Genomic DNA, 14974 nt, shown 5'->3' with positions numbered 1-14974 from the left:
CACGCTCCACGCTTTGCATTTGCAGTGGTGCGCGTCGGCACTACAATCCCGTAAATTCATGTTCGTACATCTTGACTTTTCGGTTAAATGTCAATACGTTCTAACAAAGTGGCAACGGCGCTCACTTAGCCCGCACCCCCATTTACCCTTGGGTGCCGCCCTGACGCGCTGTGGGGTCACCTGATCTATTTACCGAGAAGTATCAGAAGGATCACCATGAAAACACATCGCGGGATTTTGGCCACCGCTGTCGCGGCGGTTGGTTTGCTGGCACTAGCAGGCTGTTCGTCCGGAAGTAGTCCGGCGTCAAGTTCCTCCAAGGATTCGGTCACGGTCTTCATAAGTGGAGGTGCCAATATCCAGGACCTGTGGCAGAAGTCACTAATCCCGGCGTTCGAGAAGACGCACAAGGGTTACAGCTTCAAGGTCATCCTCGACCTGCATGGCACGCATGACACTCAGACCATCGCGAAGCTGACCAGCGCTGCGCAAACCAAGAAGGATCCGGGGTACGATCTCGTCGATGGCGCATTCATCAGCCAAGTTTCGCAGGCAGGCCTCCTCACGCCCGTATCAACGAAGAATATTCCGAATCTCAAGAACGTGCCGGCAAGCACGCTGAAGGCAGGCGGCACGAGCGGGATTCCGTATCGTGGCTCGTCCGTGCTGCTGGCGTACAACTCGGACGCGGTGAAGACTCCACCCAAAACAATGGACGACTTGTTGGCTTGGATCAAGGCAAACCCGGGCAAGTTCACGTACAACACGCCGAACACGGGCGGCGCTGGCCAGTCGTTCGTGACGGCTGTCCTCGACAAGTACGTCCCAGCCGCGGTTCGTGAACAGATGGTGACGGGGTACGACAAGAGTCTCGAGAGCCATTGGGATCAGGGCTTGGCGGAGCTTGCGAGCCTCAACCCCTACGTTTACCAGAAAGGTGTGTATCTGAACGGTAACGTTGCGGCAATCGATTTGCTTGGTAGTGGTCAAATCGATATGACGCCGATCTGGTCCGACCAATTGCTGACGGGCTTGAAGAGCGGACAGTTGCCTCCAACGACGAAGTACACGCAGATCTCCAATCCATCACTCACGGGCGGAGCGGCTTATCTCGGTATTCCAAAGACCTCGACCCACCAGAAGGCTGCCTTGACGGTCGCCAATTGGTTGCTCACTCCGCAAGCTCAGGAGTTGATGGTCACCACGGTTGCCGGGTACCCAGTCATCAGTCTCGATCAGTTGCCGGCATCGGTGCAAACCACGTTCAAGGGCACGGATTCGAGCAACCTTCGACCGACGTACTTCGCGTCAATGAACCAAGACATGAACAACCTGTGGGCGCAGAAGGTACCTGGGAAATAATGACGACGGCCCCCCTACGAAAGCGACTCGCTGGGAAGGGTGCGGTCGTCAAGAGGACGTCCAAGCTCTCCCCTCTCGGCTTTGTCATGGCGCTGCCGCCCATCCTCCTGGTCGTGGTGTTCATCGGGCTTCCGGTCATCCTCGCCTTGGGCTTCACGCTGGGCTTCACAGGTGGCCTGAACTCGGTGGTCTCCACGATCGGGCTCAATGTGCATCAGGCGACGCACTGGTGGGGCACGCTGGCCGCGTACGAGGAAGTATTTACCTCTGCGAGGTTTCTCGCTGACCTTCTAGTCACTGTTGTGGTGACTCTGATCAGTTCCGCTGTTGTGCTCTTCATGGCGCTCGGCATCGCTTTGTACCTGCGTATGAAGGGCGGCGTGGTCGCCACGTTCCTGTCCGGCCTGGCGGTGGTTCCGCTCTTCATCCCCGTGGTAATCGGATCGTGGGCCATCATCACGTTCTACGCCCCTGACGGATTTCTTCGGAGCATCTTCGCCACATTCGGGCTGGTGGGGCCGACGTTCGGATACACCGTCGTTGCCGTTGTGATTGGTTCGGTGTGGGTGTCGCTTCCGTTCGCAGTCCTACTGATTACATCGGGGATGCAATCCATTCCCGACGCGATGATCGAGGCTGCGCGTGATGCTGGGGCCGGGACTCTCCGCATCGCTTGGTCGGTGATGATTCCGATGGCCTTTGTACCCATAGTGATTGCGGGCACATTCACAGCAATCGGTGTCATCGGTTCCTTCACAGTGCCGTATTTCACTGGCCCGAATACACCGAACATGCTAGGTGTCGAACTCACCAACTACTTCACCTCGTTCAATCAGCCTCAGCAATCCGTTGTTATGGCGTTTGCGATTTTCATCGCCGCATCGGGAATCGCCGTGTACTACGTGTGGGCGAACTTTCGTGGAGCAAAGACACAGGGAAGAGTCTGATGGCTGACACGATCGATGCCACCCCACTGACTCTCGCCAAGGTGCACGCGCGGCGGGCCAGGGCTGGTGGCCGCGCACAAGAGGTTGCCCCGGGTCGCTCTGGCGGGGTCGCGAGCAGTGTACTGATCGCGATTTTCGTCGCCTTCATGATCTTGTTCATCCTCGGCCCGTTGCTCTGGCTTGCGGTCCACGCATTCGCAGGGAGCTGGACATATCCGAGCCTCGCCCCGCGTTCCTGGACGCTGCATTGGTGGTCTGAGGTGTTCAGTGACCCTGCGCTGGGAACGGCCGTGCTCAATTCGTTGATCATTACGCCGCTGGTTGTTATCGCATCGGCAGTAATCTGCCTGCCCGCGGCCTACGCGTTCGCACGGTACAACTTCGTAGCAAGGAAGTCTTTTTTAGTCGGCCTTTTCGCGGTGAACGCGTTCCCGAAGATAGGGCTGTTCGCGACGCTCGCAACCCTGTTCTACGCGCTCAATCTGATGAACACCGTCCTAGGGATTATGATCGTGCAGATTCTCGGCACAATCATCTTCATGACCTGGATCCCTGCTGCGGCCTTCGCCGCTGTACCTCGAAATCTTGAAGAGGCCGCGAGGGATGCCGGTGCTTCCAAGCTTCGTGTGTTCATCAGCATCACGCTTCCAATGGCGATGCCGGGGATCCTAGTCGCCGCCGTGATGTCGTTTCTTGCCGCGTTCGATGAGGCTCAGGGTACCTATCTTGTTGGAGCTCCAACGATCTTCACCATGCCAACCGAGATGTACACACTCGTCTTGAACTATCCGAACCAGGTCGCCGCAGTCTTTTCAATCCTGATGTCCATTCCGTCCGTGGTCCTATTGATGGTTGCCAGAAAGCGCATCATGGGTGGCCAACTCGCTGAGGGATTCCAGATCAGATAAGGAGGTATGCCATGAGCACACCGCAAGGAACCACGCTCCGAGAGGCAACTGATTCCGCCAGCCTGGGCAACTCGATTTCCGGTCTGCAAATTGCTGGTTTGAACAAGGCGCTCGGGGGTCGCACGATCATCGACGAACTCAATCTTTCGGTGAACGAAGGCGAGCTTGTCTCGCTACTCGGGCCATCCGGTTGCGGAAAGACAACAACCCTTCGCATGATCGCCGGCTTCCTGTCCCCGGACAGCGGTTCGATCATCGTGGCTGGTCGCGATGTCACGAAGCTGGGCGCGGAGAAGCGCCCGAGCGCGATGGTGTTCCAGAACTACGCGCTCTGGCCGCACATGACGGTATTCAAGAACGTTGCGTTCCCGCTCAAGCTCCGTAAGGTGCCGAGGGATGAGATCGAAAGCCGCGTTGTCGCGATGCTTGAGATGGTCAACCTTTTGCACCACCGGGAGTCCAGGCCAGCGCAGATCTCCGGCGGCGAACAGCAGCGGGTCGCACTTGCCCGGGCTCTCGTGCAGGAACCCGACCTGTTGCTGCTCGACGAACCTCTCTCGAACCTCGATGCCAAGTTGCGGCTAAAGGTGCGTGAAGACATCCGCGAGATCCAACAACGACTCGGAATCACGACCGTCTTTGTCACACACGATCAGGATGAGGCGCTCTCGATGTCTGATCGCATCGCGGTGATGAATGCAGGCAAGATTGAGCAATATAGCTCGCCCGCTGAGCTCTACGAACAGCCGAAGACGGCATTCGTCGCGGGCTTTATCGGTACGATGAACCGGGTCGAAGGCGCATACAAAGACGGCCGAATTGTGGCGGGCACGGATATTGTCGGAATCCGTCCCGAAGACGTCGTGTTCAGTCGTGATGAGACGCCGAGTAGCCTGCCGGTCACCGTTGAGCGAGTCATTCCTCGCGGTCACTTTCACGAAGTGTTCCTGCAGCGCTCCGATTCGCTCCTTCGCGCTTACATTTCTGGCGACGTACCGGCGCTCGGTTCTACCGGCTTCGCCAGCATTACGAAGGCAATGACGTTCCGAGATGGCAAGCTGATTATGGAGAGCGCGGAAGGCGCTGGAACCACCGCGTGACCGCCAACCGTGCTTTCGCATTCCGCACGGGAGTGGCAGCACACCGAGGGGACTCGAGTCGGTTTCGCGAGAACACCCTTCCCGCCATCCGCTCGGCGATCGAGGCCGGTGCTGAGTTTGTCGAGATCGACGTGCGCGTCACCTCGGATGGCACAGTGATCGTTCTGCACGATCCGACACTCGAACGGCTGTGGGGGTTGCCGCTCGATGTGACCGAGGTAACGGTAGAGCAGGTGCGTGCACTTGGTGATGCCGACAACCGGCCACCGCTGCTGACGGAGGTGCTCGCTGAATTTGCGGGATCGGGGTCCACCCTGCTGATCGACATGGATGAGGCCGCACCGGCCGAGGCGGCCTTTCGGGTGACCGTCGGCTCAGATATCCAGATCGCGTGGTGCGGCGACCTGAACGGAATGCGTATCATCCGCTCGTTAGATCCACATGCGCGCATCTGGATGCCATGGGATCACCCGTACGCGCCGACGCGCGCCGACCTGGCACTGCTTGCCCCCGAGCGGGTCAATTCTCCCTACCTGGCGATGACGCACGAACGCGTGGACGCGATCCACGCGCTCGACTGCAAGGTCGCCGTGTGGACCGTAGACGACGAACTCACGATGCGATGGGTATTGGGGTTAGGAGTGGACACTGTGACGACCAACAGGCTCGCCAGACTGCAACGAATCGTTGGCGAGGGGCCGTCCGATCAACGCGCGCGAACGGGTGCGTCGATTGATGGGGTCGATCTCGACGCGGCGCTCGTCGTCGCTCGCGGGCTAGCCGAGTGGGAGATCGACTTCACTAGTTCCACCGATCCGGGCCAGATTTCCACCAAGAAGGATGCGGCAGACCTGGTCACGGAGGTTGATGTGGCGGTCGAGCGACAGGTGCGTGAGGTGATCGGCCTGCACTTCCCCGACCACGACTTCGTCGGTGAAGAGATGGGCGGTTCTGCCCGAGCAGGCGTGCCCTGCTGGTACCTCGACCCTGTCGACGGAACAGCAAACTTCGCCAATCGAATCCCGTGGAACGCGTTCTCGCTCGGCCTGGTGCTGGACGGCACGCCAATGGTCGGTGTCGTTGCCGATCCCTGGAGAGCCGACCTCTTCGAGGCAGTGCGTGGGCGAGGAGCCAAGCTGAACGGCTCCGTGCTCACCATCCCGACCAGCGAGACGGCAGAGGATCCGCTGAGCGGTCGCATTCTTTCGACTGAGCTCGCCAATCAGGTACCGTGGCCCGGCATGCTGCAGTTGCTCGAGAAGCTCGGCGAGCGCTACTGCACCATGCGTGTCATGGGATCGGGAACGATGACCCTCGTAGGGGTCGCCGCGGGGCGCGGTGTCGGCGCGGTGATTGGAAAATATGGCCCGGAGGACCACGTCGCGGCAGCCCTTATCGTGAAGGAGGCAGGTGGCGTCGTTCTCGACTCGACCGGCGCGCCGAATCTCTTCCCGGCATCCGGTGGGATCATGGCAGCTTCACCCGAGGCCGCTCAGGCGGTCTTCGACCTGTGGCGGGCTTCCCGCGAGGAGGCCGGTGCATCCGAGTGAGCGCACGGCGCAGCCACTCAGCTTTACACTGGTCACAGCGTCACATACACTTGTCGAGGTAGTTGAATTCTGCCAAGCTTTTTTGCGCCCATTTTGAGCGGCTTTCACGCCATCGCCTCGATCGTCAAGCGGAAGAAACGGTGTGAATTCTTCCCATAGGGCGGTGGCTCAATTGGTAGAGCAGCGGTCTCCAAAACCGCAGGTTGCAGGTTCAAGTCCTGTCCGCCCTGCAAGTCGGTGCTTATGCACCGGCCCACGAAAGGTGTAACAAGGTGGCCCGAAAAGTTATCGACGAACCGAGTGAAGAGGTCGTCGCCAACGCCAAGAAGGAACGCGACGCACGTCGCGGACCCTTCGCTCGGATCGCCCTGTTCATGCGCCAGGTGATGAGTGAACTCCGCAAGGTGATCACACCGACGCGTCGCGAGTTGTTCAACTACACCGGCGTCGTGCTGGTCTTCGTCGTCATCATGATGGGCTTCACCTTCGGCCTCGATCAGCTGTTCGGCTGGCTCGTGGTCCTCGTGTTCGGAAAAGGCTAAGGCGCGCACGACCGCAACAGCCGACGCGAAAGTCGGCGAACAGTGCCGGAGCAGACCAGAGCTGTGGCCGGATACAACAGAAATGGAATGGTAATCAGTGTCTGACAGAGACCGCGACGACGCCGACTGGGCGACCGCTGCAGAGCAGTCTGCCGAGGACGACGAGGCGCAGACCGGCAACGTGCTCGCATCCGAGGAAGAATCGGTCGAGTCATCCGAGCACGAAGCACTGCACACGGTCGATGAGAACGGCAACGACATCGATCTTGACGCCGTGCTCGACGCCATCGCACAAGCCAGCGACCCCGAAGCGGATGCCGCGGTGGACGAAGCCCTCGAGGTCACCGACGCCGCTGATGCCGAGGCGGCTGTTGAGGCAGTCGAGGATGAAGAAGAAGTCGAGGAAGAAGAAGAAGTCGAGGAAGAAGAAGCTGTCTTCGACCCATACGCCGAATTCGAGGCCGAACTGCGCAGCCTGCCGGGCAAGTGGTATGTCATCCACTCCTACGCCGGTTTCGAACGCCGTGTGAAGTCGAACATCGAGAACCGCAAGCAGTCGATGGCCATGGAAGACTACGTCTTCCAGGTCGAGGTGCCGATGGAAGACGTCGTCGAGATCAAGAACGGCCAGCGCAAGATGGTCACCAGGGTGCGCATCCCCGGCTACGTGCTTGTCCGCATGGACCTGAACGAAGACAGCTGGTCCGTCGTGCGTCACACCCCCGGTGTCACCGGCTTCGTCGGCAACGCTCACAATCCGACGCCGCTGCGATTCCAAGAAGCATTCTCCATGCTGAAGAGCCTCGTGCAGGTTGAGGTCGCTCCGGTCGGCAGGGCAACCGGTGGCAAGGGGCAGAAGCAAAGCGCACGCGTTTTGCCTGCAGAGGTCGACTTCGAGGTCGGCGAGACGATCACCATCAAGGAAGGCTCGTTCGCAGGCCTGCCCGGTACGATCAGCGAGATCAAGCCCGAGAGCGGCAAGCTCACCGTGCTCGTCTCGCTATTCGAACGCGAAACGCCGGTTGAGCTCAGCTTCGACCAGGTGACAAAACTCTAACCACCGGTTGTCGAGTAGGCCGCCCGCGGCCGTATCGAGACACAGACCAACACATAAACCACCGCGATCCGCACAAGGCCGGTTTCGCGGGAGAGCAGGCGGAGCGCATCCGTCACTCGAACACAGAAAAGGAAACAGTATGGCCCCGAAGAAGAAGGTTTCTGGTCTGATCAAGCTTCAGATCAATGCCGGCGCCGCCAACCCTGCCCCGCCGATCGGCCCCGCGCTCGGTCAGCACGGCGTCAACATCATGGAGTTCTGTAAGGCGTACAACGCTGCGACGGAATCGCAGCGTGGCAACGTGATCCCGGTTGAGATCACCGTTTATGAGGACCGTTCGTTCACGTTCGTTCTGAAGACCCCTCCTGCCGCAGAGCTCATCAAGAAGGCGGCGGGTGTTGCAAAGGGTTCCGGCGTTCCGCACACCACCAAGGTCGGCAAGCTGACCAGCGATCAGGTTCGCGCGATCGCCGAGCAGAAGATGGCCGACCTCAACGCGAACGATCTTGACGCGGCATCCAAGATCATTGCGGGCACCGCTCGCTCGATGGGAATCACGGTCGAATAACCCCCCGGGATCTCGATACGCGGTTCGCTTCGCGAACCGCTACTCGATCACCGAAATCACCAGTGGCAGCGCCGGCCAGGCGCAGATGACCACACTCTCGAATCAGGAGATTCACATGGCACAGAAGTCAAAGGCTTACAGGGCCGCGGCCGAGAAGATCGAAGCCGGAAAGTTCTACACACCCACCGAAGCCGTCGCACTGGCGAAGCAAACCGGTTCCGCGAAGTTCAACTCGACTGTCGAGGTCGCGCTGAAGCTCGGCGTCGACCCGCGCAAGGCCGACCAGATGGTCCGCGGTACGGTAATTCTGCCGCACGGCACGGGCAAGACTGCCCGCGTCATCGTGTTCGCGACCGGCCCAGCGGCCGAGGCTGCGATTGCTGCCGGCGCTGACGAGGTCGGCGGTGACGACCTCATCGAGCGCGTCGCAGGCGGTTGGACCAATTTCGACTCCGCAGTTTCAACGCCGGAGCTCATGGGCAAGGTCGGTCGACTCGGTAAGGTCCTCGGCCCCCGCGGCCTGATGCCGAACCCGAAGACCGGAACCGTGACCCCGGATGTGGCGAAGGCCGTTTCCGACATCAAGGGCGGCAAGATCGAGTTCCGTGTCGACAAGCACTCGAACGTGCACTTCGTCGTCGGCAAGGCCGCGTTCACCGCCGAGCAGCTCACCGATAACATCTCGGCGGCGCTCGACGAGATCGTGCGTTTGAAGCCGTCTGCGTCGAAGGGTCGTTACATTCAGAAGGGTGCGGTCTCGACGACGTTCGGCCCCGGCATCCCGCTGGACGTCAACGTCATCTAACCGCAACTCGTGAAGGCCCCGCTTCGGCGGGGCCTTTTCGCATCTGTGCGCGCAAAAACAGGATGGTCGCACCAGAACAGGCAGGAGTCGCCTGTTCTCACGTGAAAGCAATGAAGCCTCCTGTTCTCGGGCAGTGGAGGGCGGCGGGAGGAGGCGCACGAAACTGTTAGAGCGGTGGCAGGGTGGGGCGGAAGAGGCGGGATAGTTCGATGAGCGAACTAGTTTGCTAACGTGGAGGGATGAGCGAAACGCAGGTGGCGGCTGGCCGTTCGCCGCAAACGGCTGCAGACCTCACAGCACTCGCGGCGGCCGTTCAAGCGCTGACGCGCGCGAGCAGGCTGCTGGAACGCGCCTCGAATGAGTTGAGCCTTTCCGACTTTCGGATGCTGTCCGCAATCGCAGACGGCGAAGCTCGCGCGAGCAGACTCGCCGCCCGCCTCGCCGTCGGGAAGCCGACCGTCAGCGCCGGCATCGACTCGCTCGAGCGGCGCGGGTTCGTGGCTCGATCACGGGTGGAGGGTGACCAGAGGGCATCCGCATTATCGTTGACTGGCGCGGGCGCGGACATCCGAAACCGGGTAGAGCAGGCGATGGTGCAGCGACTTGAGGAGCTCTGCGCGCACACGCCGGATGCTGCCCGTGTCGTCGCAGCACTTGAACAATTGGGCGGTGCCATCGAAGCAGTCATGACCGAGCGAGTCGCCGAATGAGCGCTACGCCGCCGACAGCAGATCAGCCGAGCATGACCCAGCCGAGCACGACCCAGCCGAGCACGACCGCGGCCGGCCAGCCGACCGCGACCGGGCGCGCAGCAGACACGTCCGGCTGGGTGCGCCGGCTCTGGCGCTACATGCTCCGGCACCGGCGCAATCTCGTGATCGCCCTGGGCGCCGCGATTCTCGGCAGCACCTGCCAGACGCTGACCCCGCTGGTCGCGCGCCAGATCGTCGACGGCGTTGTCGTGGCGAAGACGCAGCAGCTGTGGCCGTGGCTGGTTCTGCTCGTCGCGCTGTCAGCGGCAGCCTTCGGGTTCGCCTATCTGCGGCGGTATCGTGGCGGCCGCGTCGCACTCGAAGTGCAGACCGACCTGCGCAACGACATGCACGATCATCTGCAGGCGATGGATCTCACCAACCTCGATCGGATGCCCACCGGCCAGCTCGTCGCCCGCGCCAACTCCGACTCGACCCTCGTTCAGATGCTTCTGAGCTTCCTGCCGATCGTCAGCGGCAACGTGATCATGCTCGTGTTGTCTCTGGTCGTGATGCTGTTCTTGTCCCCGTTGCTCGCGCTCGTCAGCCTGGTGATCGTGCCCGCTCTGCTCGTGATCTCATATCGGATGCGCACCCGCGTCTTCCCCGCATCGTGGGACGGTCAGCAGCGCGAAGGCGATCTGGCCCAGATCGTCGACGAGGACGTCGGCGGAGTGCGCGTCGTGAAGGCGTTCGGGCAGGAGCGGCGCGAGCTCGAGCGGCTCGCGGCATCCGCTGGCGTGCTGTACGGATCGCAGATGCGTGCGGTGCGCATCCAGTCCCGTTTTCAGCCGCTGCTCGAGGCGGTGCCTGCGATCGGCCAGGTCGCCATTCTGGCGCTGGGTGGCTGGCTCGCGCTGAACAATGCGATCACGCTCGGCACCTTCCTCGCGTTCTCGGCGTACGTCGCTCAGCTGATGGCGCCGGCGCGCCAGCTTGCCGGCATCCTGACGATCGGGCAGCAGGCGCGAGCCGGCGTCGAGCGGATCTTCCAGCTTCTCGACCTCACACCCGCGATAACGGATGCGCCGGGCGCCGTCGATCTGCCGGCTGGCGTCGGCCAGCCCGCGGTGCGCGGGGCCGAGATCGAGTTCGCCGACGTGCAGTTCACCTATGCGGGCGGTGCGCCCGCGCTCGGCGGCTTCAACCTGCACCTCGCACCCGGCGAGCGGGTTGCGCTGGTCGGCGCAAGCGGCAGTGGCAAGTCCACGGCGGCCATGCTTGTCTCGCGCTTCTACGATCCGCAGGGCGGTGCCGTGCTGGTCGACGGCCACGACGTGCGTGGCCTCACGAGGCACTCGCTGCGGCAGCAGATCGGCGTGGTGTTTGAGGAGAGTTTTCTGTTCTCGGACTCGGTGCGGTCCAACATCGCATACGGCCGACCGGATGCGAGCGATGCCGACATCGAGGCGGCCGCTCGCGCGGCCCAGGCTCACGAGTTCATCCAGGCGCTGCCACACGGCTACAAGACCGTGGTGGGCGAACGCGGTCTGAGCCTCTCCGGTGGGCAGCGTCAGCGCATCGCGCTCGCGCGCGCCATCCTGAAGAGTCCGCGCATCCTGGTTCTGGATGACGCGACCAGTGCGATTGATGCCAAGACCGAAGAGCACATTCACGACGCACTGCGCGACGTGCTTGCGGAACGCACCGTTCTGCTCGTTGCTCACCGGCAGTCCACGCTTCAACTCGCTGACCGCGTCGTGCTGCTGGATCATGGTGTCGCGGTCGACACGGGCAGTCACAGCGAGTTGATGGAACGCAACGCTGCGTATCGACTGCTGCTGTCCGGGCTCGGCGATGACCTCGACGACGAAGCTGATGACAGCATTGAATCGCTCGCCGCGCTGGCTGCTGACCGGGAAAGCGCACCGGCAGCCGCCTCGGCAGGCCAAACGGCAAGCGAACAGGCAAGAGAACCGACCGGAACGACGGCGTCGGCGTGGAACGGTGCGGACGGGGACGCACCGAGGTCGGCATCCCGCTCGGTCGGCGGGCCAAGTCTGGGGCCGGGTCTCGGAGGCAGCGGCGGAGGGGGAGGAAGCTGGCGGCTCGGCCTCGCCCCGACGCCTGAGCTTCTTGCGAAGGTCGCCGCGCTGCAGCCGGTCAAGGACTTTCCGACCGTCGACCTCGACGCCGAGGCAGCGCACAGAGGTACCTTCACGCTGGGCGCCGTGCTCCGCGAATTCCGGCGGCCGCTGCTGATCGGGTTGATCCTCGTCGTCCTCGACGCGTTGGCCGGGCTCGCCGGCCCTGTGCTGGTCAAGACGGGTATCGACGACGGGGTCGCGACGGGGTCTGCTGCCGTGCTGTTCGCGGCATCCGGAATCTACCTCATGGTGGTCCTCGCCGACTTGCTCACCGAGATCGGCGAAACGTTCGTCACCGGGAGAGTTGCGCAGCGCGTGATGCTGTCGTTGCGCATCCGGATCTTCGCTCAGCTGCAGCGGCTATCGCTCGACTACTACGAGCGCGAAATGGCCGGCCGCATCATGACGCGGATGACGACGGATGTCGACCAGTTCGAGTCGCTGATTCAGAATGGCCTGCTGAACGCTCTCGTCTCGATCGTTACGTTCGCAGGCGTTGGCGTGACGCTCGTGTTGGTCAGTGCGGAACTGGGTTTATGGGTGCTGTCCGTGATCATCCCGCTGGCAATCGCGACGATGATCTTCCGTGGCAAGGCCGCGCGGCTCTATGAGCTGTCGCGCGAGCGCATCGCGGTGGTCAACGCCGATTTTCAGGAGAGCCTCTCCGGCGTGCGCGAATCTCAGGCGTTCGTGCACGAGGCTGCGACAGAGCAGCGGTTCCACGGACTCGGTGATCGCTACCTGGAATCCCGGGTCGCGGCCCAGCGGCTCGTGGCGGTGTACTTTCCGTTCGTGCAGTTCCTGTCCGGCGTTGCGGATGCCATCGTGCTCGGCGTCGGCGCGACCCTGATCGTCTCGGGCCAGCTGACAACCGGCGCGCTCATCGCATTCATGCTCTACATCGACATGTTCTTCTCGCCGATTCAACAGCTCTCGCAGGTGTTCGACTCGTGGCAGCAGACCCGAGTGTCTGTCCGACGCATTTCCGACCTGATGCGGCTGGAAACGCTGACGCCGGAGGTGGATGATGCCCGTGACCCTGGCCGCCTGACCGGCCGCATCGGGATCGACGACGTGCACTTCGCGTACCCGGTGCCGGCGGATGCTCGGCGAATCGGCGCGGGCGAATTGCGCGGCCCTCGAGATGCGCACCTCGCCCTGTCGGCCGACGCCGGGTTCGTGCGTGCGCCCGAGGCTTTGAAAGGAATCGACCTGCAGATCGAACCCGGTGAAACCGTCGCACTTGTCGGCGAGACCGGCGCCGGCAAGTCAACGGTGATGAAGCTGTTGGCCCGCTTCTACGATCCGGATTCCGGGCGAGCGCATGTTGATGCCGGCGATCTGCGCACGCTTGACCTGCGCGACCTCGATTTGCGCGCATTTCGCGTGCAGCTGGGTTACGTGCCGCAGGAGGCGTTCCTGTTCACGGGCCGCATCCGCGACAACATCGCCTATGGTCGACCGGATGCCTCGGATGGCGCTGTCGAGGCGGCCGCCCGCGCCGTCGGCGCGCACGACTTCATTGCCGAGTTGAGCGGCGGCTATCTGCACGAGCTGTCAGAACGCGGCCGGTCGCTGTCGGCCGGTCAGCGGCAGCTGATCGCGCTCGCGCGGGCCGAACTGGTTGACCCGGTGCTCTTGCTGCTGGATGAGGCGACCTCCAACCTCGACCTCGCCACCGAGGCGCGGGTGTCGGCCGCCATGCAACGCGTCGCCCGTGGCCGCACGACCGTCGTGATCGCGCACCGGCTGCAGACCGCGCAGGCTGCGGACCGAATCATCGTTCTCGATCACGGCACGATTGCCGAAGTCGGCTCGCACGATGAACTGCTCGCGCGCGGCGGCCGCTACGCAGCCATGTGGGATGCGTTCGCTTCCGTCGGTCAGCCGCGCTAGCGTGCTGTGGCTGCATTGCGCCACTTCTTGAGCCGTGCGCCCGCTGAAGTGGCGCACCACGCATGAACGGGCGCACACAGGCTCGCTGTTGAGCGGGTCGCGGTCACGCCGATAGCGAGCCTCGCCACGTGCGGGTAGCCGCGACCGTGCCGGCATCGAGCCCGGACGCCGCGAAGAACGCGGGCAGATCGAGGCCGTCCACCGCGTCGCGGAATGCTCCCTCGGTCGTCGTGCCGTGCGCGACGCAGATCGCCTCCAGCTGAGGCTCGCGCGATGGTTCCGCGTTGGCGCCGGGAGCGGATGCTGCGCGCAACTCGCCGAGGCGCACCGTCTCCAGATAGTCGTCAACGATCTCGTCCGGCTCGACCTGCGCCGCAGCAAGCAGCAGCATGGCGATTTGGCCGGTGCGGTCGCGCCCGCCCATGCAGTGGAAGAGCACGCCGCCGGGCGGAGCATCCGCTAGCGCACGAAGCACCGCTCCGCTTCGTTCCGGAAGAGCACGCAGGTGCGGCAGAAAATACAGGGCGGTGCCGACCAGTCCGTTGTCCAAATGGTCTTTCCAGAACGCTCGATTGTCCAACCCGTCGAGGTCGACCTCGACTGTGGTCAGCCAGTCGGGGCGCGCGTGCGTGTCGCGGGCACGCTCATCCGGCTGACGCAGGTCAACAACCGAACGGATGCCGCTCTCGCGCAGTTGCTCCCAGCCCGCCGGCGTGACCCCGTCGATGTTCTCCGACCGGTAGAACACGCCGCGCGGTGTGGTCGACCCGTCGCTGCGGCGCAGACCTCCGAGGTCGCGGGCATTGACGAGTCCTTCGACACGGAGCGTGCGATCCGGCCGGCGCGGCGAACCCTGTGTTGATCCTGGTAGCGAGTGCCGAGGCGGCGGGTGTCTGCGCGACGAGTCCACCTGCGGGTGCCAAGGCGAATCCATAAGCACGAGCGTAACGGCTCGTGCGCGGGTATTCTTGCGAGCATGGGTGCCGTCAGCGAGTACCTCGAGACCGTCGAAGGACCCGATCGTGAGGCACTCGAGCGAGTGTATTCGATCGCGCGCGACGTCGCCCCAGAGGCAGAAGAAGGCATCAGTTATGCCATGGCCGCGCTGCTTTATCGGGGTAAGGGCCTGATCGCGACGTTGCGTGCCAAGAACTTTCTGTCGCTCTATCCGTTCAGCGGGGTGGTCGTGTCGGCGGTGGCCGATGACCTGCCGGGTTTCGAGGTGACAAGTGGCAGCATCCATTATTCGGCTCAGAGGCAGCTGCCCGACGCCGTATTGCGCCGTATCATCACGCTACGCCGTGCCGAGATCGAAGAGAAGTCGGTGCGGCGCACGCGCTGAGCGCTGGGCGACCGAGGTTGAACGGTCGTGGTTTCGAGATGCTGCCTCCTGCGCAGGC

At 62.8% G+C, this 14974-nt stretch carries 13 protein-coding genes and 1 tRNA gene; 13 read left to right on the top strand and 1 reads right to left on the bottom strand.

What is annotated here, in order from left to right:
- The first annotated feature begins 216 nt into the window (after window positions 1-216).
- The 12 genes from QU604_RS18340 to QU604_RS18285 all read left to right on the top strand — a co-directional run bounded on the left by QU604_RS18340 (window position 217) and on the right by QU604_RS18285 (window position 13574).
- Window positions 217-1362 (top strand): extracellular solute-binding protein, encoded by a 1146-nt coding sequence (locus QU604_RS18340; RefSeq protein ID WP_308466046.1) that lies wholly within the window; start codon window positions 217-219, stop codon window positions 1360-1362.
- Window positions 1362-2309, top strand: a complete 948-nt coding sequence (locus QU604_RS18335; protein ID WP_308466045.1) for an ABC transporter permease — start codon at window positions 1362-1364, stop codon at window positions 2307-2309. The genes QU604_RS18340 and QU604_RS18335 overlap by 1 nt, the downstream gene beginning before the upstream one ends.
- The gene (locus tag QU604_RS18330; RefSeq protein WP_308466044.1) at window positions 2309-3217 is read left to right on the top strand and encodes an ABC transporter permease; all 909 of its coding nucleotides are present in this window, start codon (window positions 2309-2311) and stop codon (window positions 3215-3217) included. Before QU604_RS18335 ends, QU604_RS18330 begins: the two co-directional genes overlap by 1 nt.
- An 11-nt stretch (window positions 3218-3228) precedes the next feature.
- Window positions 3229-4317, top strand: a complete 1089-nt coding sequence (locus tag QU604_RS18325; RefSeq protein ID WP_308466043.1) for an ABC transporter ATP-binding protein — start codon at window positions 3229-3231, stop codon at window positions 4315-4317.
- Window positions 4314-5867, top strand: a complete 1554-nt coding sequence (locus QU604_RS18320) for an inositol monophosphatase family protein (protein WP_308466042.1) — start codon at window positions 4314-4316, stop codon at window positions 5865-5867. Before QU604_RS18325 ends, QU604_RS18320 begins: the two co-directional genes overlap by 4 nt.
- A gap of 157 nt (window positions 5868-6024) precedes the next feature.
- Window positions 6025-6097 (top strand) — tRNA-Trp (locus tag QU604_RS18315).
- A gap of 42 nt (window positions 6098-6139) precedes the next feature.
- Complete coding sequence (secE, locus tag QU604_RS18310; RefSeq protein WP_308466041.1) at window positions 6140-6409, top strand: preprotein translocase subunit SecE; 270 nt, start codon at window positions 6140-6142, stop codon at window positions 6407-6409.
- Window positions 6410-6506: 97 nt separating this feature from the next.
- Window positions 6507-7466: a transcription termination/antitermination protein NusG gene (gene nusG / locus QU604_RS18305; protein WP_308466040.1), complete on the top strand. Its 960-nt coding sequence runs from the start codon at window positions 6507-6509 to the stop codon at window positions 7464-7466.
- Window positions 7467-7605: 139 nt separating this feature from the next.
- Window positions 7606-8034, top strand: a complete 429-nt coding sequence (gene rplK / locus QU604_RS18300) for a 50S ribosomal protein L11 (RefSeq protein WP_308466039.1) — start codon at window positions 7606-7608, stop codon at window positions 8032-8034.
- Window positions 8035-8149: 115 nt separating this feature from the next.
- Window positions 8150-8839 carry a 50S ribosomal protein L1 gene (gene rplA / locus QU604_RS18295; protein WP_308466038.1) on the top strand — a complete coding sequence of 230 codons (690 nt, stop codon included), beginning with the start codon at window positions 8150-8152 and terminating at the stop codon, window positions 8837-8839.
- Between the two features lie 239 nt (window positions 8840-9078).
- Window positions 9079-9549 (top strand): MarR family winged helix-turn-helix transcriptional regulator, encoded by a 471-nt coding sequence (locus tag QU604_RS18290; RefSeq protein ID WP_308466037.1) that lies wholly within the window; start codon window positions 9079-9081, stop codon window positions 9547-9549.
- Entirely contained in the window at window positions 9546-13574 is a 4029-nt protein-coding gene (locus QU604_RS18285; protein ID WP_308466036.1) for an ABC transporter ATP-binding protein, read from the top strand. Before QU604_RS18290 ends, QU604_RS18285 begins: the two co-directional genes overlap by 4 nt.
- A 103-nt stretch (window positions 13575-13677) precedes the next feature.
- Here the strand turns inward: QU604_RS18285 and QU604_RS18280 are convergent, their stop codons facing one another.
- Window positions 13678-14508, bottom strand: a complete 831-nt coding sequence (locus QU604_RS18280; RefSeq protein WP_308466035.1) for a tyrosine-protein phosphatase — start codon at window positions 14506-14508, stop codon at window positions 13678-13680.
- Window positions 14509-14550: 42 nt separating this feature from the next.
- Here QU604_RS18280 and QU604_RS18275 point away from each other — a divergent pair, with 42 nt between their 5' ends.
- Window positions 14551-14916 carry an iron chaperone gene (locus QU604_RS18275; RefSeq protein WP_308466034.1) on the top strand — a complete coding sequence of 122 codons (366 nt, stop codon included), beginning with the start codon at window positions 14551-14553 and terminating at the stop codon, window positions 14914-14916.
- The last annotated feature ends 58 nt before the right edge of the window (window positions 14917-14974 follow it).

This window comes from Rathayibacter sp. SW19 (assembly GCF_030866825.1).
In the GTDB taxonomy this organism is placed as follows: domain Bacteria; phylum Actinomycetota; class Actinomycetes; order Actinomycetales; family Microbacteriaceae; genus Rathayibacter_A; species Rathayibacter_A soli.
Note: the sequence above shows the minus strand (reverse complement) of the source record. Positions and strands in the feature narration are given on the sequence as shown.

Coding starts and splice junctions, on each gene's coding strand:
- QU604_RS18290 (WP_308466037.1), top strand. CDS start 9,079: ATGAGCGAAACGCAGGTGGCGGCTGGCCGTTCGCCGCAAACGGCTGCA.
- QU604_RS18330 (WP_308466044.1), top strand. CDS start 2,309: ATGGCTGACACGATCGATGCCACCCCACTGACTCTCGCCAAGGTGCAC.
- QU604_RS18275 (WP_308466034.1), top strand. CDS start 14,551: ATGGGTGCCGTCAGCGAGTACCTCGAGACCGTCGAAGGACCCGATCGT.
- rplA (WP_308466038.1), top strand. CDS start 8,150: ATGGCACAGAAGTCAAAGGCTTACAGGGCCGCGGCCGAGAAGATCGAA.
- QU604_RS18280 (WP_308466035.1), bottom strand. CDS start 14,508: ATGGATTCGCCTTGGCACCCGCAGGTGGACTCGTCGCGCAGACACCCG.
- QU604_RS18335 (WP_308466045.1), top strand. CDS start 1,362: ATGACGACGGCCCCCCTACGAAAGCGACTCGCTGGGAAGGGTGCGGTC.
- QU604_RS18325 (WP_308466043.1), top strand. CDS start 3,229: ATGAGCACACCGCAAGGAACCACGCTCCGAGAGGCAACTGATTCCGCC.
- QU604_RS18340 (WP_308466046.1), top strand. CDS start 217: ATGAAAACACATCGCGGGATTTTGGCCACCGCTGTCGCGGCGGTTGGT.
- QU604_RS18285 (WP_308466036.1), top strand. CDS start 9,546: ATGAGCGCTACGCCGCCGACAGCAGATCAGCCGAGCATGACCCAGCCG.
- rplK (WP_308466039.1), top strand. CDS start 7,606: ATGGCCCCGAAGAAGAAGGTTTCTGGTCTGATCAAGCTTCAGATCAAT.